Origin of the sequence: Aeoliella sp. (assembly GCF_965227375.1) — a bacterium.
Lineage (GTDB): Bacteria > Planctomycetota > Planctomycetia > Pirellulales > Lacipirellulaceae > Aeoliella.
The window spans coordinates 875,324-896,322 of record NZ_CBDDFX010000001.1; the positions used below are offsets into that span (position 1 = coordinate 875,324).

Annotated in this window: 12 protein-coding genes; 2 read left to right on the forward strand and 10 right to left on the reverse strand. The window is 59.4% G+C overall.

The window, feature by feature from the left end; translation table 11 throughout:
• Positions 1-12: 12 nt before the first annotated feature.
• Both ACQK2L_RS03550 and ACQK2L_RS03555 read left to right on the forward strand, forming a co-directional pair.
• The gene (locus ACQK2L_RS03550; RefSeq protein WP_425395554.1) at positions 13-1,185 is read left to right on the forward strand and encodes an FG-GAP repeat domain-containing protein; all 1,173 of its coding nucleotides are present in this window, start codon (positions 13-15) and stop codon (positions 1,183-1,185) included.
• Positions 1,166-2,062: an alpha/beta fold hydrolase gene (locus ACQK2L_RS03555; protein ID WP_425395555.1), complete on the forward strand. Its 897-nt coding sequence runs from the start codon at positions 1,166-1,168 to the stop codon at positions 2,060-2,062. The genes ACQK2L_RS03550 and ACQK2L_RS03555 overlap by 20 nt, the downstream gene beginning before the upstream one ends.
• Before the next feature lie 43 nt (positions 2,063-2,105).
• Here the strand turns inward: ACQK2L_RS03555 and ACQK2L_RS03560 are convergent, their stop codons facing one another.
• The 10 genes from ACQK2L_RS03560 to ACQK2L_RS03605 all read right to left on the reverse strand — a co-directional run bounded on the left by ACQK2L_RS03560 (position 2,106) and on the right by ACQK2L_RS03605 (position 20,992).
• Entirely contained in the window at positions 2,106-4,670 is a 2,565-nt protein-coding gene (locus ACQK2L_RS03560; protein WP_425395556.1) for a glycosyl hydrolase, read from the reverse strand.
• Between the two features lie 100 nt (positions 4,671-4,770).
• On the reverse strand, positions 4,771-7,221 hold the full coding sequence (locus ACQK2L_RS03565; protein ID WP_425395557.1) for an alpha-L-arabinofuranosidase C-terminal domain-containing protein: 2,451 nt from the start codon (positions 7,219-7,221) through the stop codon (positions 4,771-4,773).
• Between the two features lie 59 nt (positions 7,222-7,280).
• A complete protein-coding gene (locus ACQK2L_RS03570) occupies positions 7,281-9,065 on the reverse strand; it encodes a sodium:solute symporter (RefSeq protein WP_425395558.1) in 1,785 nt (594 codons plus the stop codon).
• A gap of 61 nt (positions 9,066-9,126) precedes the next feature.
• Complete coding sequence (gene araA, locus ACQK2L_RS03575) at positions 9,127-10,629, reverse strand: L-arabinose isomerase (protein ID WP_425395559.1); 1,503 nt, start codon at positions 10,627-10,629, stop codon at positions 9,127-9,129.
• A 21-nt stretch (positions 10,630-10,650) separates the two neighbouring features.
• Positions 10,651-11,352, reverse strand: a complete 702-nt coding sequence (gene araD, locus ACQK2L_RS03580) for an L-ribulose-5-phosphate 4-epimerase AraD (protein ID WP_425395560.1) — start codon at positions 11,350-11,352, stop codon at positions 10,651-10,653.
• Between the two features lie 266 nt (positions 11,353-11,618).
• Complete coding sequence (locus tag ACQK2L_RS03585; RefSeq protein ID WP_425395561.1) at positions 11,619-14,561, reverse strand: glycosyl hydrolase; 2,943 nt, start codon at positions 14,559-14,561, stop codon at positions 11,619-11,621.
• 16 nt (positions 14,562-14,577) lie between these two features.
• Positions 14,578-18,555 (reverse strand): BNR-4 repeat-containing protein, encoded by a 3,978-nt coding sequence (locus ACQK2L_RS03590; RefSeq protein ID WP_425397411.1) that lies wholly within the window; start codon positions 18,553-18,555, stop codon positions 14,578-14,580.
• Between the two features lie 59 nt (positions 18,556-18,614).
• Positions 18,615-19,046: a hypothetical protein gene (locus ACQK2L_RS03595; RefSeq protein ID WP_425395562.1), complete on the reverse strand. Its 432-nt coding sequence runs from the start codon at positions 19,044-19,046 to the stop codon at positions 18,615-18,617.
• 53 nt (positions 19,047-19,099) lie between these two features.
• Positions 19,100-20,107: a DUF1559 domain-containing protein gene (locus ACQK2L_RS03600; RefSeq protein WP_425395563.1), complete on the reverse strand. Its 1,008-nt coding sequence runs from the start codon at positions 20,105-20,107 to the stop codon at positions 19,100-19,102.
• 129 nt (positions 20,108-20,236) lie between these two features.
• Entirely contained in the window at positions 20,237-20,992 is a 756-nt protein-coding gene (locus tag ACQK2L_RS03605) for a PEP-CTERM sorting domain-containing protein (protein ID WP_425395564.1), read from the reverse strand.
• Positions 20,993-20,999 lie beyond the last annotated feature (7 nt).

Genomic DNA, 20,999 nt, shown 5'->3' on the forward strand with positions numbered 1-20,999 from the left:
GTCGTTGCTCTCGTGTCCCGTTCCACAGCTTCCGATATTCCTTGGAAACGGCACACCATCGACGATTCGTCGCAAGGTGCCGACGGAGTGCGACTGGCCGATGTCAACAACGACGGCCACCAAGATGTATGCACGGGTTGGGAGGAAGGAGGCCTCATACGGGTCTATCTGAACCCCGGTCCTGAAAATTGTCGCAGCCGTTGGCCCTCCATCACCGTGGGCGAAGTCGCCGCACCCGAGGACGCGGTGTTTTGCGATCTCGACAACGACGGGGCAGTCGATGTGGTTAGTTGCTGCGAGCAGAAGAATCGCAGCGTGTATTTCCATTGGGCGCCAAAATCGAAGTCGGACTACTTAACATCTACCGCTTGGAAAACCGAAGCGGTGCCCAGCGTTCAAGGCGCGCAAATGTGGATGTACTGCGTGCCAGCAGACCTGGACGGGCAGGGCGGTACCGATCTTGTGGTCGGATCGAAGATGCGGGACGGATCGATTGGCTGGTTGCAGTCGCCAGAGAATCCGCGCGACACTTCCGCGTGGACCTACCACCGTTTGGCCGACGCGGGCTGGATCATGTCGCTGGAATTACTCGACATGGACGGCGATGGCGATAACGACATCCTGTCGTCCGATCGAACGGGCGGGCGAAGTGGAGTCGGCTGGCTGGAAAACCCGGGGCCTGTAGCCACAGCTTCCGGCGCCGAATGGAAGTCTCACCATGTCGGCGGTCGCGGCCGAACGGTCATGTTCCTAGAGGTCGCCGATCTGAACCGAGACGGGCTCGACGATATCGTCTGCACCACCAGGAGCGGGCGTATTCTGTATTTTGAGCGGGCTTCGCCGAACGGAGACCAATGGAAACGCCATCGTATTGCCAATCCTTTCGGAGTGAAACTCGGCAAGGCGGTGGCGGTTGCCGACGTCAACCTGGATGGACGATTGGACCTGGTGCATACCGCCAACCTGGGCGGATCTCCCGGCGTGCCTGCCTGTACCTGGATGGAACTAGGTGACCTCGAACAGCCGCAGATCGAAGCTACCTATCACGACCTGGGTGGACCCAGGGGTTACAAGTACGATTTGATCGAGATGATCGACCTCGACCATGACGGCGATCTCGATCTGCTGACCTGCGAAGAACGTCACAATCTGGGAGTGATTTGGTATGAGAATCCAACTCGATAGCCCGCTGTCCGCTCAACGATCGGCGCTCTTCCTGGTCGTCTTGGTATGCATGTGCAGCGAAGTCGTTGGCGAGACCGCTCCGACTCGCGATGTGGTATTTGCCAGCCCCGACGCGCACGACTTGAAGCTCAATCTGTTCCTGCCAGACGAACCCGAAAAAGCGCCGCTAGTGGTATTCATTCATGGTGGCGGCTGGCGTGCCGGCAGCTACGAGCGCTGTCCCGTGAAGTGGTTAACAGTACACGGCTTTGCCGTAGCCAGCATTGGTTATCGCCTTACAGACAAGGCAATCTTTCCTGCCCAAGTACACGACTGCAAGGCCGCCGTACGTTGGCTGCGCGCCCACGAAGGCGACTACAACTTCGATGCCTCGCATATTACCGCGATGGGGACGTCTGCGGGTGGACATCTCGCACTGATGCTTGGTGTAACTGCCGGTGATAAACAACTGGAAGGCGAGGTCGGCGACAACACTGATGTAAGTTCCGAGGTGCAAGCGGTGGTCGACTTCTTCGGCCCGAGCGACTTCTTGTTGCGAACTCGAACCCAACCGAGCAAGACCGAATCGGCAAGCGGTTCCGTGTATAAGCTGCTGGGAGGCAAGGCGAGCGACAAACAGGAACTGGCGCGACGCGCCAGTCCCGCGCACCACGTCGGAAAAGGCGACCCGCCACTGTTGGTTCTCCACGGTGAGAACGACCGAGTCGTGCTGATCGATCAGGCCCAAGCGATGGTCGACGCTTACAAACAGTACGATCTCGACGTGGAGTTCATCAAAATCCCGAACGCTGGCCACGGAGGCAACGTTTTCTTCAATGCGCAGCAGCGACAGAGCGTCGTCGAGTTTCTCGACAAGCACTCGAAAGACACTCAGTAGAATTCGCAGGGCGTAGCTGGCCCACGGGGGTGGTCGCGAAACTCTAGTCCGCGGCAGTCGGATCGAAGGCGCGCAGTGGAATCAACTCTACCGGACCGAGCAGGCCAGAGGGCGTGAGTGGCCAATCGCTGGCGTCAAAGCGTTTGTAGTTTTGAGTGACCACATTGGCGTCGTGGAAGATTCGCCATTCGAGGCCGCGCCGATCCATGTCACGAAGGCGATTCGCCGAGAGGTTCGTCACCTCTACCGCCAACGTGTTGCGACCGGGATGGAGGTGCTCGCCGATGCGAGTTTGGAACGGAATGCTGTACAAAGTGGCAACCTCGGTTCCATTGACGATGACGCGCGCGCTCTCACAAACCTCGCCTAAATCGAGAACCCAATCGTCGGCGTCGACGTCCGGCAGATCAAACTCGATTTCGTATCGCCCTGTGCCAGCGAACGCGTCGCGCTTCGCATCCTGACCGTCTGCCCACGAGGTCAATTCGCTCAGACGATTGCCATCCGGCAAATCGGGGCCTCCTTGAGTGAACGTGAGCTGCCACTCGCCGGTGATAGGTTGTGGCTCTGCGCCTGCGGGATGAAAAATGGGAAACTTGCTTCCCGCAAGGTCCTTCGTCGTGAAGGTACGTACAAACTTCGACTCGCCGGGCAGTAGCTGCAAATAGACCTGCCCTTGCTTGGTGCTAGCCACACCGGTTTGTGCTGACTGGGGATCGAGGATTGCCGCCGACTTAAATGGTTTGCCCAGTGCCACCCAGCCATTGACAGGCTTGCTGCTCATGTTGGCGACAAAGTAGTTTATCCCTTCCCCATGATCTCGCCGGATGAAATCGAGTCCCAGGTCGACCATCGACTCGCGCGCGGCCCCCGCCGCGTCGAGGGCTTCTCTGAGCCCTTCCTGCTTGACCGCCTCGCCAGGGAATTCGGAGACCAAGTTCTGCAATTGCTCGCGCCGTTCGCCCACTTGATAGTAGCCGGGCACGTCGGCTGGAATCTTATCGAGGAAAATCACGCTCTTGCCTTCCTTGGCCAACTCCACCAGAGCCTGCATGGTTTCGACCGGCATGCGTTTCATCTTCGGCACCAGCACCACTTGGTAGGGCTCGACCTTCCCAGACGTGAGTTGACGATCCGAAACAAAGTCGAACCCGTAGCCATTGGTGCGGAGCCACTCCGCCAGTTTGCCGCACTCGCTGTTATTCAGCCAGCCGGCACCGTGAACTGTCAGCTTTTGCTGCATGCCGCGTCTGGTGTGCCAAATATCATGGATGGGCCAGTAGAGCGCCACGTCGTTGTCGGGTGTTCCCGATTGGAGCATCGACTGGCAACGTGTGATGTACGCATTCAGCGCGGGCGTGTCCCGCCAGATGCTATTCTGGGGACTGTATTGAATCGACGCATAGAACAGCCAACCTGGCCAGGCGGCATCTCGAGGGCTGTAGATTGTCCCGTGAAACAGAACGTGGTTGATGCCGTTCAGAAACAGCTCGTCGATCTCAGGCTTGATCTGCGAAAGGGAGGTGCGGAAGTGATTACGGAGCCAAGTGCAACTCTCCGATGCCACCAATGGTTTTCCCATCACGTGCGCCGCCGAGGATGCGAATCGGTTGACCATTGGCTGTGGCGTATCAGGCCGCACGTTATCCGCTTCGCGGCGGATGCCTGGTATCCGGAACTTGCTCGCGCCGAACGTTTCGGTCTCGGGGATGCCAGCGATGCCGTAAGCGTCGAGCAAATTCGCCGGCGCTCCGTGAGCTTGAATGCGTGTCGTCCTGCCCTTTGATTCGGCCCAGTCCTGCAACAGTTGCAAGTACTCCAGGTGCAGTTCGGAGAGTGTCTGGCGATAGTCGCTCTTGATTCTGGCGACCTTGTCCGGGTCGCTGGTGTCCTGGCCCATCAGAACCAATGCATGCTCGCTCAAGTCGTAGCCACGACGCTTCTTGAACTGCTCCAGGAAGTCGGAACACCAGTTTCCCGTGAACTCAAACGAATCGTGATAGAGCGCCCGCGGGAGCAGCACCTCCGTCTGGCTGAGAGCTTGATCGTAACGCCCCAGATAAGCGGAGAGAGATTGCGTTGAGTAGGGATTCACGGCCAATCCCGCCGCACCCGGCGCCGCTCTTTTGACGCGAAATCCTGATGGTCGGCTGACGAGTTCTCCGTCGACCAGTCTCACCGCCGCGTCACAATCCGCTTCGGTGACCCCAGGTCCGCCAAAGGGCCAGCCGGTACCGGGCGTCATGTCGACCCACATGTCCAAACGCTCGGCCTCGCGCATGGTGTGGTTCAACATTTCGAGCCACTCGAGCGAAAGGTACTCGATAGTGTCTGCTTCTCGACCTTTTACTCCGTAGATAGGCACGATGGTCACACCACCCATGCCCGCCTCGTCCATCGCTTCCAGATTCGCGGTCAGGTTCTCCTGGTCGACCGCGTTACCCATCCACCACCAGATGCAACCTGGGCGGCTGAAGCGCACGGGCTCCGGCCAATCGAGTTCACCCGCGGTGCAAACGCCGCCGAACACGGCGTGACCTACGGAGAGTGCGAAGAGACAGCAGAACCTGAAGCAGATTCCGACTCGATTCAATTCGGCCGTTCGCATACACATACCTGCCTGTCACTCATGTGGGGACTAAGGCTGCACAAGATGCCCAGCGGAGGTAAACCGCCGGGCATCGCTCGTTTTTGCACAGTAACCTGAGCTATTTGACCTTCAGCCGCAGCACCTCGACGGAAGTGGGAGGCAATTCGAACGTCATGGTGCTGTCGGCGGGGATCGTCCGCTGCTCGGGCTTCACCATTTCCTTTGTGCGTGAATTGGTTGCCTCCGCCGGGCCGGCCAGCGTGGTCAGCGTGGCGTCGGAACCCAATGCGGAGTAACCTTCAAGCTCGACGGTTGCTTTGACCGCTGTTGTGCCTGGGTTGACCAGCTTGACGAACAACTCGCCGGTGGATTGATCTAGCGTAGGCGACACTCGCACCTCCGGCGCCAGCGGACGGTAATCGTGAACGAGCTTGTCGTCGATGTAGCAGCGGATTCGGCCCGGCTCAAGCACGACTCGCAGGTCGTACCAACGATCGGTTTCAATGCGTCCCCGAGCGGAGACCAATCGGTTGGTCGATGCTCCGTCGACGCGGCGTTCGATGCCGTGCTGGGTGTTGCCCCAACCGCCAACGTTCCACCAGTAGTAGCTGTCTTCATTTCCGTAGCCAAACACCAGCAGGAAGCCCTCGTTGCCGCCGGTCTTGCGGGCGCGAACCTCGTACACGGTCTTTTCACCCTCGGCACTGTCCGGAGCCACGCTTACCGCAGCCTCTCTGTTTCGGTCGAGCTGGGCATAGTTGCCGTCCTCGGTGTTGCGGAAGTCGCCTGCCAGGACCTTCCAATCGTCAAGTTTCAGCGGCTGCCCATTCAGCGAGGCCGATTCGACTTCGATACCAGTGCGCCAAGTGCCAATGCCTACCTGTCCCGCGTAGTTTTCCTGGGGCAAGGCGCGGCCTGTCATCTCGACGGTGTTTTCCAGGTACGCATCGCCCTTGGATGTGCTGAAAAACTGCTGCACGTAGTAGTTCGGTGTCTTCACCAGCGACTTGTTGTCGAACCAGATCAAGTCGGCCTTGGTCCACTGCGTCGAGCCGTACTTGGCGAACAGCGGCGCATAACAGGTCATGTCGACAATGTCGGCATTGCGTTCCACGCCCGTCAGGTAGGCCGCCTCGGCCACCGCGTTGTACTGCGTGTTGCCCTCCGAAGCATACTCACCCACAAACACCTTGGGTTTGCTGCGGTCGAAGTTGTCGAAGCGGTGGACGTTGCTCAGGTACCATTCAGGCGGCATGTAGTAGTGTTCGTCCGAGCTATAGACGTTCGTGGTGGTCATCAGGTCGTACAAGGGAATCTCGGGCCCCAGTCCCGAAGTGCCAATGATCTTGATGTCGGGATAGCGCTCGCGAATGGCCTCGACGAAGTAGGGAAATCGCTCGCGGCACTCGGGTGTGTCGTGCTCTTCGTTGCCAAGGCAAACGTACTTGAGGTTAAAAGGCTCCGGATGCCCCATCTTGGCACGCAGCCCACCCCACTTGCTGTCGACCGGTCCGTTGGCGAACTCGATCAGGTCGAGTGCGTCGTCGATCCACACGTGCAGTTGCTCCATCGGCACCACTTCGAATGGATCGCGGAAGCCACAACAGACACCTACCGGAATAACAGGCAGGGGCTCGGCGCCGATGTCTTCGCACAACTGCATGTACTCGAAGTAACCCAGCCCGTAAGTCTGATGATAGCCCCACAGGTTCCAGTTGGGCTTGCGCTCGGCCACGTCGCCGACGCTATCCTTCCAACGGTACGCATTTTCAAGTCCATGTCCGTGAGCGATGCAGCCACCGGGAAATCGCAAAAAACCGGGTTTCAGGTCCGCCAGCGCCTGCGCTAAATCTTTGCGCATTCCGTGACCTTTGAAGGTGTCCTGAGGGATCAGCGATACCATGTCGAGCATCAGCTTGCCACCGCCGGTGGTGGTGAGGACCAGCTTGGCCTCGTCGGCACTAGCGTTGGGCGAGAGCGTCAACTCGTACTTTTCCCACTCGCCGGAGGTGCGTGGCACCTGCCCCGAAGCCAGCACGTCGCCCTCAGACGTCTGCAACTCGACTTTCAAGGGAACTTCCTGGTCGTCGGTTCGTTTGGCGTAAACCGAGAAGTCGTACTTGGCTCCCTCCTCGAGGACGATTCCGCCGAAGCCGGAGTTCTCGATTCCCGCCGCTCCACTACCATCGAGCGTGAGCGTGAGAAACTTCGTGTTGTTGTCGTTCAGCGGTGTTTCGCTCTCCACCTTGAGCTGAACCTCACCGCCGTCGCGCTCGACCTTCTTCCACGCGTAAAGTGGATGTAAACGCTCACTGTTCGCAGCCCAACCTCCCACAGAGTAGTACTCGAACGAACGATTCTGCACCAATTCGGCATACAACCCACCATCGGCAGCGTAGTTAATGTCCTCGAAGAATAGCCCATACAGCACGGGGCTGATCTCCGCCGTGGGACGATCGACTCGGACGTTTACCTTCACTTCTGCGCTGCGTGATGTCGCGGGAGTGAGCAACACCAAAAGTAACGGAAGGTACAAAACGCGATTAATGCTGGCCGTAAGACGTGACATGGTATCGAACTCAGTTGGAGGAAAGCATCAGGAGTTAACAACAAATGGGCTCTTCTGCATTAGCCTTGGAAGTACAAGTACGCTGCCAGGATGAGCACCAGAACCAATCCGGAGAGGGCGACGTCGGCGCCGCCCCAGCTTTCGCGTGTAGTGCGTTTCTCTTCCTCGGACACGACGCCGTAGGTGAGCCCTTGGAAACGTTGATAGTCGGGCTCACGAGTCAGATAGCTCACCACGATCATGGCAACTGCACTTACCACGGTGATGAGCAAGCTGAAGTACTGGAAGTAGATCTTGTTGACGACCCAGAAGAATGAGCCCTCGGCGTAAGCAAAGTTCTCATATATCTTTGGCGGCGTATCGACTCCCAGGCGGAATATCCCCATTGCGAAGCCGACTAACAGCGCGGCCAAGCACCCTTGGGCATTGAGTCGCTTCCACGCAATGCCGAGAAAGAACACCACAAAGATGGGCGGCGCCAGGTAACCCTGCACGCTCTGCAGGTAGTCGTACAGTCCCTTGGAACCTTGGATAACCGGAATCCACGCCATGCCGATCAGCACCATGGCGACGGTAGCCCAACGACCAACTTGCACTAGGCGTTTCTCGCTGGCTTCTGGGGCGAATTTCTTGTAGAGGTCGATGGTGAACAGCGTGCTACACGCGTTGAATACGCCCGCCAGCGAACTCATTAGGGCGGAGAGGAGCCCGGCGACTACCAGGCCTCGCACACCGGCAGGTAGTACGTTCTTGACCATCAGAGGGAAGGCCTTGCCCGACTCTTTGATCGCTCCATCTTCGTGAAGCATCTCGGAAAAGTCCATTCCCTCGACGGCGCCGCTCTGCGATTTCATGATCAGCCCAAAGCAGATCATGCCGGGAACGATAAAGATGAACACGGGCAGCAACTTCAGCAGTGCGGCGAAGATACTTCCACGGCGGGCCTGGGTCTCGTTTTCTGCGCCGAGGGCGCGCTGCACGATGTACTGGTCGGTACACCAGTACCAAAGGCCGATAATCGGGGCACAAAACAGCATGCCGAGCCATGGATAGTTGCCGTTGAAGTACCAGGCCTGGCGCACCAAGTCGCCGTTCTCATTGACTTCTTCCACAGGCGCCCACTCCATAGGTAACGCCTGGCCATCGGCACCGATGGCCGTAAGTGGCTTCCATAAATTGAACATTTCGGAGCCGATGGTCTCCCGCAATCCGCTCCAGCCACCAACGTACTTCAAGCCGTAGTAGGTCACTAGCGCTGAGCCGACGATCAGAATGATGGTCTGCAACGTTTCGGTGTAGGCCACTGCGCGGAAACCGCCGAGCACCGTATACAACCCCGTGACGACGAGCACCAGGATCGAGCCGATCCAGAAGCTGTTGAGCCCGGCAAAAGAAAGCTCCGGCAACAGGACGCTAAATACGATGCCGCCCGCGAAGATGCCCACAGCGATCTTGGTCACCACGTAGGCCACTAGTGAGATGACGCTCAATGTGTACCGCGAGGCGGGCGAAAAGCGACGCTCGAGGAACTGTGGCATCGTAAACACCTGACTGCGTGCGTAAAACGGCACTAGCACCCAGGCAAGAACCAGCAGGCACCAAGCGTGCAGTTCGTAGTGAGCCATTGCGACACCATCGGTCGCACCCGAACCCGCCAGGCCGACAAGATGCTCCGAGCCGATATTCGAGGCGAAGATCGATGCGCCCACGATGAACCAACCCAGACTGTGCCCAGCCAGGAAGTAATCGTCCGAGGTGTCCTTACTCTGGCGAATGACCCACCAAGCCAGTCCGGCCAAGAGTGCGAAGTATCCGCCGACAACAAGCCAATCGACAGTTTCCATCTGTAGTTGCGTCCGATTAGAAGGGTGAAGTAGTAAACAGGAAAAGGGAACGTTGCGGGAACTAATCCTTGCGCAGGTCTCCCAGCAACAATTGGTTCTTCAGTTCGCGAAGCCTCGTATCCGAGTTGATCACTACCAACTCGATGCCGGTCATCTCGGCAAAGTCTTCGTAGTGCTGTGCCGTGAGCGCTTGACTGAATACGGGATGGTGCGATCCGCCCGCGTAAATCCACGCGGCAGCCGCCGTTTTGAGGTTCGGCTTGGGCTCCCACAACGCCCGCGCTACCGGCAGCTTGCTCATCGGATCCGGCGGAGTCACGACGTCGACTTCGTTCAAGACCATGCGGAAGCGGTTACCCAAGTCCACCACAGTGGCGTTCACTGCCGGCCCGGCTGGGGTATCGAACACCAACCGCACCGGGTCTTCTTTGCCGCCGATGCCTAAAGGGTGGATTTCGCATTTCGGTCGATCTGCCGCGATAGTCGGGCAGACTTCCAGCATGTGGGCGCCGAGCACCTGCGATCCGTCGGGCGAGAGGTGATAGGTGTAGTCTTCCATGAACGACGTACCGCCTGATAGTCCGGCGGCCATGACTTTCGACGCCCGCACCAAGGCAGCTGCCTTCCAGTCGCCTTCGGCGCCGAACCCGTAACCGTCGGCCATCAGCCGTTGCGAGGCAATGCCCGGCAGTTGCTTAAGGCCGTGCAGGTTTTCGAATGTGTCGGTGTAGCCGACGAAGCCTTCGGACTCGAGAAAACCGCGGAGCCCCAACTCGATGCGGGCGGCATCGCGAAGCGACGGCCGATGCGGGCCGTTGGGCTTTAGCGAGTTGGCCATCGCGTACGTTTCGTCGTACTCGCTGCAGAGTCGGTCGACATCGGCTTCGGTTGCATGGCTGACGAACGCGGCGACGTCTCCCAGTCCGTAGCCGTTGACCGAGTAGCCGAACGTGATCTGGGCGGCGACCTTATCGCCCTCGGTCACGGCCACCTCGCGCATGTTGTCGCCAATGCGGGCGATGCGCGCCGACCGCAGATCGTGTCGCGCTGCCGCGGCGCGGGTCCAGGTGCCGACCTCGCCTCGCACTTGAGCGTCGTCCCAATGACCAACCACCACCTTGCGCGCAACACGCAACCGGCTACACATAAAGCCGAACTCGCGGCCACCGTGGGCCGATTGGTTCAGATTCATGAAATCCATATCAATCGTCTGCCACGGCAGTTCGCGATTGAACTGCGTGTGCAGGTGCAGCAGCGGCTTGTTCAGATTCGACAGGCCGGCGATCCACATCTTGGCGGGTGAGAACGTGTGCATCCACGCGATCAGCCCCACGCAGTTCGGCGCGGCGTTGGCCTCGTCGATCAGTTGGCAAACCTCCTCGGGCCGCGTGACCACCGGTTTGAACACCACTCGAACAGGAATCTCCGCATCCCCATCCAGGGCGGCGGCGACTTGCTGGGAGTGCTCCGCCACCTTGGCCAGCGCCTCATCGCCATACAAGTGCTGGCTGCCGGTTATGAACCAGGCTTCGAGGGTTTCGAGTTTGGGAAGAATGTTCGGCATGGAAGGAACTGCCCCCGGAAATCAATGGTCGCCGCCTTGGCCGTAGTAGGCGCCGGCACCGTGCTTGCGGAAGTAGTGTTTGTCGAGCAGGTATTGATCGACAGCCGCTGCAGCGGGATTCACCGCGAGCGTCTTGAGGGCCATTTCCGCCACGGCCTCAATCGCCACCGCATTCTCCACGCTCTTCGCAGCGCTTTTGCCCCAAGCAAAGGGAGCGTGATTGGCCACCAGCACGCCAGGGACGGCGCTGGGGTCGATCTGGGCAAACGTCTCCACGATTACGTGGCCGGTGTTTTCCTCGTACGCCTCCTCGATCTCCTGCTGGGTGAGTGGCCGCGTGACGGGAAGCTCGCCATAGAAATGATCGGCGTGGGTCGTTCCGAAACAAGGAATCGATCGCCGGGCTTGCGCCCACGCGGTGGCGCTGACGCTGTGCGTATGCGTGATTCCGCCAATTTGATCGAAGCTCTGGTAAAGCAAGCGGTGCGTCGGAGTGTCGCTCGAAGGGTTCAAGTCGCCCTCGACCACCTCGCCGGTCGCAATGCTGACGATCACGATATGCTCGGGGCGCAACTCCGTGTACGCCACGCCGCTCGGCTTGATGGCCATCAGTTCGCGATCTTCGCTCAGGCCACTAACGTTGCCCCAGGTGAGGATTACCAATCCGTGCGACACGAGGTCGAGGTTGGCTTGGCAGACCGCTTGTTTCAGTTCTTCGAGCATCGAGAGATTCGTGAGTTGTCTTGGGAATTGCGTAGGTCGCCCTGCTTCGCACACGTCGTCCGACGGAAAACTCCAACGGCGCTGTGGGAAAAGGCTTGTCTTGTACAGATAGCTATCGCTATCCAAGGTGCGGAATCGAGGGCAGACGAATCCTCACTCGTCGCGCCTGGGCAATTGGCCGAACGAGCGTTGACCAGTGCCGCGGATCGAGATGGGGTTCAACGAGGCTCTACCGAAGGGACCGAGAGCCGACTCTCGCCTGAATCTCACTTCGACTCCTTCGAGTCGAGCGGTTCCCTGCGAGCCTCGGTAACACGATCACTCTCCGCGGGCGATTCCAATTCTAACCTAACGGGCCCCAGAAGTCCCGACGGCATCAGGCGATGCTTGCCCTCGTCGAATTTGCGGATGTTAGTTCTGGTTCGCCGACTTTCTGGCGGGAGTTTTGCATCGCCGATCAAACGGTTCGGCCACTGGTTGACCACCTCAATGCGGAGATGGTTCTCCTGTTTGCGTAAAGCGGACGCAAGCTCCACCCGAAACGGCGTGGTCCAAACAACACCCAGATCGTGGCCGTTCAGGTAAACACGGGCCATGTCTTCTACTTCGCCCAGATCCAGCAACAGACGTTGTTGGGGACCGAGCGACTCGGGCAGGTCGAACTTTTTCTCGTAAACAGCCGTGCCGGAGTAGTAGCAAATACGATCGTCGTCGGACTTTGTCCAGTCGATCAGCGATGGGAAGACGACTTCTTCTGGGCCGCCCCACTCGGGGTCGAACAAAACATTCCAGGGCCCCTCCAACGGCACCGTGTCGACCTGTCGCCAATGCACAGCAGGCTCCACGCCGGGCGTAGGTTCGTCGCGGAAGATCACGAACACCGATCCATTGGCCGGAAGGTCTAATTCAAGAGTTGTTTGATCGTCCTGGGAGCGAACTTCTGAGGCTGCCTTTATAACGCCGGTCACGGGGTCCCACAATTCGACGCTACTGCTGCGCGTTCGGAAATGGCACTCAGTGCGACAAGGCTCCTCTAGTCGGTTGGCAACAAAGTAGATGTCGGCATCCGAGGTGCGACGGTGAATGTAGTCGAGCTGAGCTCCATCCAAGTTGGAATAGGCAAAGTCGGGCGGCGTAGTATCTTGGAGCAACTCTTGGGTTTCGATGGGTTTGACGGCTCCGGTAGACCACAGCCGATCGGCTAGTTGGGCAAACTCAGTCTCCTGCTTGGGGTCGGCCAACAAACCAATGGCCGAGGTGGGCTTCTCGCCAACTACCGTGGCTCCGGACTCAACCAGTCGCTCGATATGCCGTAGCGCTTCTAGCCCGTAATGGCCCGACGGCGGCAGCACCAGCACTGCGTAGCTGGTGCCATTGGGTAGCACGATCTGGCCATTTTCCACGCGCGTGCGGGTGGCCAGCACTTCAAGGTTCGCCACATCGTAGTCGTAGCCCTCGGGAACGGAGGCTGGGTTATCGCGCTTCAGGCGCACAAAGCTCGGTACGTTCTCGCCATAGAAGTACAGCACGTCGGACACCGGCAAGCCTTGCTGCAGGAGGAACTGGCAGCGATTCAGGTAGCCCAGAAAGCCATCGGCCTGATCCCACCAGGTAACCTGCGGATTTAGATGCGTTCCGGCAAAGTACGCATTGCCCGGCGTGCCGGCCTCGGGTGGCGAACAATCGAAGGTGTGCCACATCACCAGGTTGAGCCCTTCGCAGGCGACGCGGTCGAACACCGGCTTCAAGTCGCGAGGATCGCGTTGCCAGTGAGGCCCAATAGTGGTGAACGCTTCGGCCATGACCAGCCGTCGACCGTAGATGTGCGCTGCCGAGGAAGGTTGCTTGACGAACAGCCGCGAGGTGTCCGCGGTGCGATGCGTTTGAGAGCGCGCCCAAAACTCGCCCATGGGGATATCGCTTCTACCCAGGCAGAGTAACGCGTCTACCGGTGCCGCGTGAGGTCCACCCGACTCAGGGTGGATGCCCAGCCCGCGCTGGTGGGCGTATTCAGCAAAGGCAGTGTATTTGCCGTCGGCAATCAAATCGGCGATGGTACGGCGAAAGTCACTCAGAAAACGGTTCGACGTTTCGGCATCATCCACTACGTATCCGGCTAGCGCCGGAAGGAACGACTGAAGCTCGTAGCCACGACGTTTCTGGAACTCGTCGCGCATGGCGGCGGTCCAGTTCACTGGGCCGAGCTCCCAGCTATCGGTATGCAGGTACCGCAACGACTTTCCGATGTGCGGTTCCGCCGCTTCGAGGATGGGGTTCAACACATCATTGCAGTACTGATGGAAGGCTTCACGATCCATGTAGTCGATCGCCAACCCTTTCCAGTTGTCGCTGGAAGTCGACACGTGCGCGCCAGAGGGCGTGTAGCCGAAACGCAGAACCAACCACCGACCGTCCGGCGCCTTCCAGTTAAGCACGCCATCGGGGGTTACAAGTTCGGTCAGGTCGCGTATCGACTCGCGGTCGATGGCCACACCGCGCCCACGCGGGCCGACTTCTAGCAGGTGCGTGGCGTCGACCGCCGTGAAGCCGCCGGGGTAATCGTGGTAGGCCTTCTGTCGAAAGTTGTCGATCCGCGCCAGTCGCTGCCTCCGCCCGGCGGGAAGGGGCACCGCCAGCACGGCGATGTCCTGGTAGTAGTCGTATCGCGAGTCCGGCTCGGGCAGCTCAAGCTCGACATCCTTGCCACCGGTTACAAACTGTCGCGACCAGGTGACCTCCTTGGCAGCATGTTCGGGTGTGACCGTCGGTCCTCCCAGGTTCCAACCACTTTGGATGTTGAAACCAAGCTCCAGGTCGAGCCGCTCGGCTTCGCGGAGCGCGTGGACGAACAACTCTCGCCACTCGGGCGAAGCGAAGTCGGGGCCGTGTGGGGGTTTCGATTGCTCTCCCTGGCTGGCGTGGGCGGCGTCGATGATGTTGGCCCCGCCCATCCCCTTGGCCTTCATCTGTTCCAAGTCGCGCGTGATGGCCTCCTTCGTGACATTGGCATTCAGCCACCACCACCAGCAATGTACGCGCGCCATGCGCGGTGGATTCTGCCAACCACTTTCGAGGTCCATACTCGCTTCAAGCGAGGCCGACAACTCCGGATGAACAACTTCGGGCGGGTCGGCATGGGCAGGACATGCGGCGATGCACACTGCCAACGACAGCGCGGAAAGCCAGAGAGTTGCGGACCTGCAAGGCATGTTTCGATGAGTTTCGTTAACGTCTCTGTTCTCTGGCCTCGGCACCGGGAGAGCCATAGCCACGAACCAAGCACGTGATCCCAAGTGTCAGGGCGACTAGCCACAAAGTACTCGGTTCGGGCACTGCGGCGGAAGTGTGAACCGCGCCCGAAACCATGGTGAGCCCAAAATTCTGCTTCCAGACATCGTAATCTTGAACGCCGATCGCGCCGAAAAGTCCCGAATCGCGATTGCTGATCCAGTTGCCGCCCAGGTTGTTCCGCCAGACGGTGTAGTCGGCCAGGTTAACCGCTCCATCCCCATTATAATCTCCAGCGAGACCGACACTCAGCAAACCGTTTTCCAGCAGTTGGGTAGTGTTCCAGGCCAACCCCGTGGATAGCAGCGGAAGAACGAAGTCGTCAAACGCCCCACCGGCCGACGCGAAATCCAGCAGATCAAAGCCGTCTCCCAAACTGGGCGCCGGCGCTTCATCGTCCAGTGTGACTTCCAATGTTCCTCCGGCCTGCATGTTCCCCGTGACCATCAGCAGGTCGCTGCCATTCGGTGTGGCGATGTCTAGCTGGAGCGTCGCCAAGGAATCGAACTCGGCGTCTCCCTCGACTAGCAGTGTTTCTCCCTGGTATTGAAGCACGCCGGTCTCGACGATGGTGAAGTTGTCGAGTAGTCCGAGTTCTCCCTCGTTGCGTACGTCGGTGTAGAAACCAACCACGCTTCCATCGTTGCCAGTCATGCCGTTGCGAGTGGTGAGAACAACGCGATTCGTTCCGTTGTAGTACCCCAGTTCGTAGTCGTCGGTACCCACTCGTTTGATGAATAGTTGATCGAAACTGGGAGAGCCTCCACTCTGCAGATTGAGTTCGTTCTCGCCGAGGAACCCCCGCGAAAAGAGTCCTCCACCCGCTCGCGCGTAGATATTCACGTAGTTCTCGCGAACGCCGGTTGTGGGGGAGGTGCCTCCCACGTACAGCCCGATGTCTTGGGAAGCGTTGGTGTGGTCGAGGTCGACTTGCACCTCCTGGCCAACGTCAAGCGCGAGTCCGTTGCGAATGTACGCCGATTGTTCCACAGTCGAGCCCCACTCGAATGTGGTGACGTACTGCAAGCGTCCTTGATCGATTTGCCAACTGGCGAAGTTGGACCCGCCACCATTCGTGTCCAGAATGATGGTCGAGGTGTAGCCGGAAAGGCCGCTTTCGAAGTCGTCGATCACCGTGGAGGATGTTCCACCCGTCGTACTTAGGCCCACACCGCCCACGCGGACAACGCCCCCAATCGCTTGCAGGTTCCCGGTAATGGTGCCCTGCCCGGAAAGCATCGCGGAGCCCGAAACGCTGACGGCGCCTTGCACTTGCGCGGCCGCGCCGAGCGCGACTGTCGAACCGCTTGAGGCTTGCACGTTGCCTGCGACTTGCCCGTCGACCGTGAGGTTCTGACCGACCAGGGCAAGATTACCAGAAATGGTGCCCGAGGCATCCAGTGCCGCGCCTGCTGCAACGCGGATGTTTGGCGAGACGAGCGAGGTGTCGCCTTGCAGGTAGAGCGTGCCGCTGTCGACGATCGTATCGCCAGAGTAGGTGTTGGCTCCGTTGTTGAGATGGACGTCGCCGCCACCGATGAGTCGCAAGTCGCCTGTTCCAGCGATGGGCTGACCAGATAGTGAGTAGCTGCTGCCGGACGTATTCCGAAACACTGTGGAGGACGGAGCAACAGCTTCGGTGATTTGCAAGTTCAAGCTGGTGCCGCCGTCGTCGAAGGTCACGCGATAGCCAGCTTGGAAAGTTGCGTCGCCGAAGTCGTCGCCCTCGCTATCCCAGTCTGAAGTGGCGTCGTTGTTCCACTCGGCCGCGTCGGTGCCTGCCCACACTACGTGTTGCGCAAGGCGATCGAACTCGTAGACGTGCAGCGCCGAGCCGGTCGGAGTGCCGATGTTGCCGCCGTTCTCTTGCACGAAGATGGAAAGAATGCCATCCTGCACCAGTCGCGTGGTGTCGAGGCGTGGTTCGCCGACGAAGTCGGCGGAGTCGGTATAGACGATCTCCCAGTCTTGCCAGCGCGTGGCCTTCGAGGCAGCCGCGATAATCAAGTCGCCGTTGGTGTAGTAGTCGGCCGTGACGCCCTGCCCGTCTCCCTCGCCCGGGGATAGATACACTGCGTACAGGTTGCCGGCTTCGTCGTAACCCATGTCGGGCCTGGAGCCAACGGCTCGTTCGGTGGGTAATTCGTTGCGGACCCACTCGCCGACAGTCTCTCCCTCTTTAAGGGAGAAGTTGGTAATGGTCGCACCGCCGTTGGAAGTGTCGCTGCGGTCGTGGCTGAATCCAATGCCGCCGATGCCGGGGTTTCCGGTCGAGCCGTACGCCACCGGCGTGCCCTGCGATTCGCCGTTGAGGAACCACTCGACCGTCCAATTCTCGTCGCGAGTGTCGAGCACGATCTTCATGTCGACGGGGGCGGTCGGATCGACCACGTCGCCGTTCCACGCTTGCGCGCCAGTGGTGCCGGTGCCGAGGAAGCCTTCCTGATCGTTGCCAGTGCTGTCGCGACTGAGCATCCAGGCGTAGCCGGGTGCGTTGGAATGTCGCACCTCGAACGAGGTTTGCGACCAGTCGCCGCTCGACGGATCGGATGGCAGAAAACCGAATCCAACCCAGTTCGACTCGTTGTTCACAATGGTGGCTTCGGCGGTGTAAACCTTGCCGGCTTCGGGCGTGAAGTCGAGATGGGCCGCCTGGCCGTTAGCTTCGCCGGCAACCGTGGTGCCAGCGATGCCGCTGTCGAGGAAAGTGTCGCCCGCCTCCCACGTTGCACCGTTCCGCGCGCGGTCGGGCGAAGCGCCGTTGAGCGCGAGGCCTTGGCCGTCGAAGTAATCGGCCAGCAAGGTCTTGCCGGGGTCGCGAAAGTAGTGGTAGTAGGCAGAGACGCTGGTCGTGAACCCTCCAGTGGGCGGTTGGCCGTCGGCGCGATGCCACATCACCGTGTGAACAGCGCCGTCGGCGTCAACGGTTTGGGTCTGCTGGTTCATCAGCGTGTTGGTGCGATCCATTGGCACCACGGTGATGCCGGGCGAGTCGAGGTCCATCGGACTGCCGGGCGTGCCAACGGTGACACCGGCATTGTTCTTCCAAGTGTCGCCACCATCATCGCTGTAGGCGTACATGATGTCATGGTTGGTGCCACCCGCCGACTCCCGCCAAGTCCAGGTAATGTGCATCCGTCCGCTGGCGTCGACGTCGACTCCGTTCAGGTAAGCATTGCGGTTGTTGGAGCTACCCACCGAATCGACGTAGGTGCCTGCGTCGCCATCAATAAAGTTGCGGAGCGGTCCCCACGTGCTCGATGTGGGATCGTAGGTGGCAACGTGCAAATCGCCATTGCCACTGCCACCGGAGCGATAGATGAAATGCGTCGTACCAGTTGCCGTATCGTCGACAAAACGCGGGTAGGTGACTGCCGTGAGATTCGCGTCGCTGACGTTCAGCGCATTCTGCTCGGAGTTGAACAGTGATGCGTTCCAAGTGCCGCTGGTTGCCGCGCCTGCGGCCGAGTTGGTGTACCGGAGTGTGTGGCCATGGTGGTCGTACGCAAGATGGACGGTTCCATTGTCGGCGACGCCCATCGCAATCACGTTGTGATTGTCCCATGCGTTTCCGTCGCCACGATCAAAAGTGATTCCCAGGTCGTCAATCACTTCCCAGTTGGTGCCGGATAGATGACGCCGCGCAACGTAAACGTACTCGTCGTCCGGACCGTTGTGATACCACGTGGCGTACTGGTAGTCGCCACGGGTCAGCAATGCCTCGGACTGGTGCCCCAGACCATTGATGGCCGGACCGTAAGTGGATCCGATTGGCATGAGCAGTGCTTCGGAATCGAGCACCATGTCACTGGCGAGCGTTAGTTGCGCCTCCACGGGACTGCCGCACAGACCACCAACCAGAAGAATCGTCGCGAGTACGATCTTCGATCCCAAGAATCTTCCACGATGCTTCATCACGATGTCTGTTGCCTGCCTCTTCTCACGCCGCTTCGCGTAGTCCACGATGCTGCGTGCTAAAACTTCTCGACAAACGGGCCCTTCTGTCGGCTGCCATCCCACGAAAGCTCAATTTTGAGGTCGTCCGTGGGCCCGTCGATGGTAGCTGTGATGCCCGACTTCAACTCGTTGGCGTACTTTCGCGGTGCGTGCCAGCGGAGTTCGCGCTCGCTGATTTGCTCCACTGCCATCACAGCCACGGGGAAGGTCCCCACGGGGGCGCCATCGCCCTTCTCGTAACAGGTCAGCGTAAACCGACCTTGGTCATCCAGCGGACCAATGGACTGCCGATGCCCCTCGGGCGATACCATCACCTGGCCCACCGTCAGCGGCTTTCCGTCGATGGTCACGGTGCCCGAAACGGGCACCAAGCCGCGGTTGTCGCCGCATCCAGCAAGAACAGCCAGGCTCAACAGCCACACAAGCGGGTAGAGGTGGTAGCACCGCATTCGGAAAAACCTCTGTCGTATAGGTCGAGTTACGTAGGTAAGTGGTAGGGTTTTCAACGCGGGCCGCCGCCACCCGTGTTGCCCTCGCCCAGCACGACGTCGGCTTCTGGCATGCGCGTCGACAGTCTGCGGTACGTCTCGCGCTCAATGTCGTCTGTCAGATACGTAACGCTGCCATCTCCAAAGGAGAAGTTCGCGCCACCGGGATGCATGCTGTTGAAACCTCCATGACTCTCTTGCGAAGTAACCTTCAGCTGCACGAACTCGGGAAGCGTGTTTAGTGCATAGAAGGTGCTCCGCATCGAGGAAGTGCCTCGATTGCCATTGCTCCAGATGTTGCTGTGCTCCTGCAAGTGACCGAGTATAGTCTCGCCAAAGAACATGGTGTTGGACAACCCGTCTTGGATCTGCCTTAGCTTGATCTGCTTGGCGTAGAAGAATACGCCGGTGTTGTTGTACTTCATGCTGAACGGCTTGCCCCGCGCATCGGCGCGGTCGTTCTTATAGAACTCGTCTCCGATTGCCGGAGGGCCAACGTCGCCACAAACGGCCGCGAAGCTGCCGGTCGCCACCTGGACATTGGCGGGCACGTTGTGTTGATACTGTGCGTACGGCAAACGCTCGCCATCGCTAGGACAGACCATCGAGTCCGGCGTCGCGGCAAGCGCCTGTTGGATGTTGGGGGCGTTCCAATTCCAGGTACCGGGATACCAGATGTCGTTGTTGTCCAGGTCGAACAGATCAAACAACGCTTGCTCTTCCATGAACGGCAGAAGCTGTACAAAGACGCTTGCCCCTTCTAGATGATTGGTATCGTTGCTACTTAGCGGGCAGGCCGGATCGGTGTCGCAACCCATGCGTGCGGCCGGGAGCTTGCCGTGCGTGCTCTCGTAGTTGAGAGCAGCGAGCGACAGTTGCTTCAAACGGTTCGTGCACTGCATCCGCCGGGCCGCTTCGCGGGCGGCTTGAACTGCGGGCAACAGTAGTGCCACAAGAATGCCGATGATGGCGATCACCACCAGCAGTTCGACCAGGGTAAATGCGTTCCGTTTGGAAGCCATCTCAAATACGCCTTTATTGAGAGCGAGTAGTGAATTGTAGAGCCGCTCTCGGTACGGAGGAAAAGTTCGCCGCAGCCGAGAGCGGCTTGTGCCGTAATCCGCGGAGCAGCCTACTGCTCCGCATGTTGCCTAGGCACGTCGTCGCCGCACGGCGACGAGGCCTAGTGCTGCGAGGCCTGCCAGCACAAACGAAGCGGGCTCCGGAACGATACGAAGGTTATCCAAACCCGAGGCCGTGTTTCCGTCGCCTCGGAGATCCGCGTAAAAACCGACGTTATTGAAAATGTCGGTCGACGCCGGAGTTTCCGTCCGCAACACATTGCGAGCCGCGCCATCGTAGTAGCCGATCTCAATGTTGTCGTTGTCGAGTCGGGCGATAAACAGCGTATCGGCGTTGACACCGAAAGCCTGCACCTGGCCGACTTCACTGCCACCGACAAAGCCACGGCTGTTCAGTTGGGTCGACGAACGGAACGAAAGGAATAAGAAATCGGCCGAGCTGCGCGTGTCTCCACTGCTGCCATCCCCCAGATCGGTTGGGGTTGCACCAATAGCCAGGCCCAGATCGTTGGCGCCATTGACCGTTGCGGGACCGTCCACCTGCAGTTCCTCGTTGACTCCCAGGGAGACACCATCGTTGCGGAAGAACAGTACTTGTTCAGCGCCATCAGCGCCGGTTGACAGCACCGACAGGTTTCCACCAGCATCCGAAAACGACACATTGGTTGTTGGTCCTTGGTCGAGGATTTTGAAGAAATCGTACTCCGACACACCAGCCGTGTCGAAATTGTCGATCTCTCCCACTGGTCCTGCCTGTGCGGCGTTGCCAGCCACAAGGGCCGTCAGGATTGCCACAAGGCACGATGCGAATCTAAAGCAGTTCATTAATCAA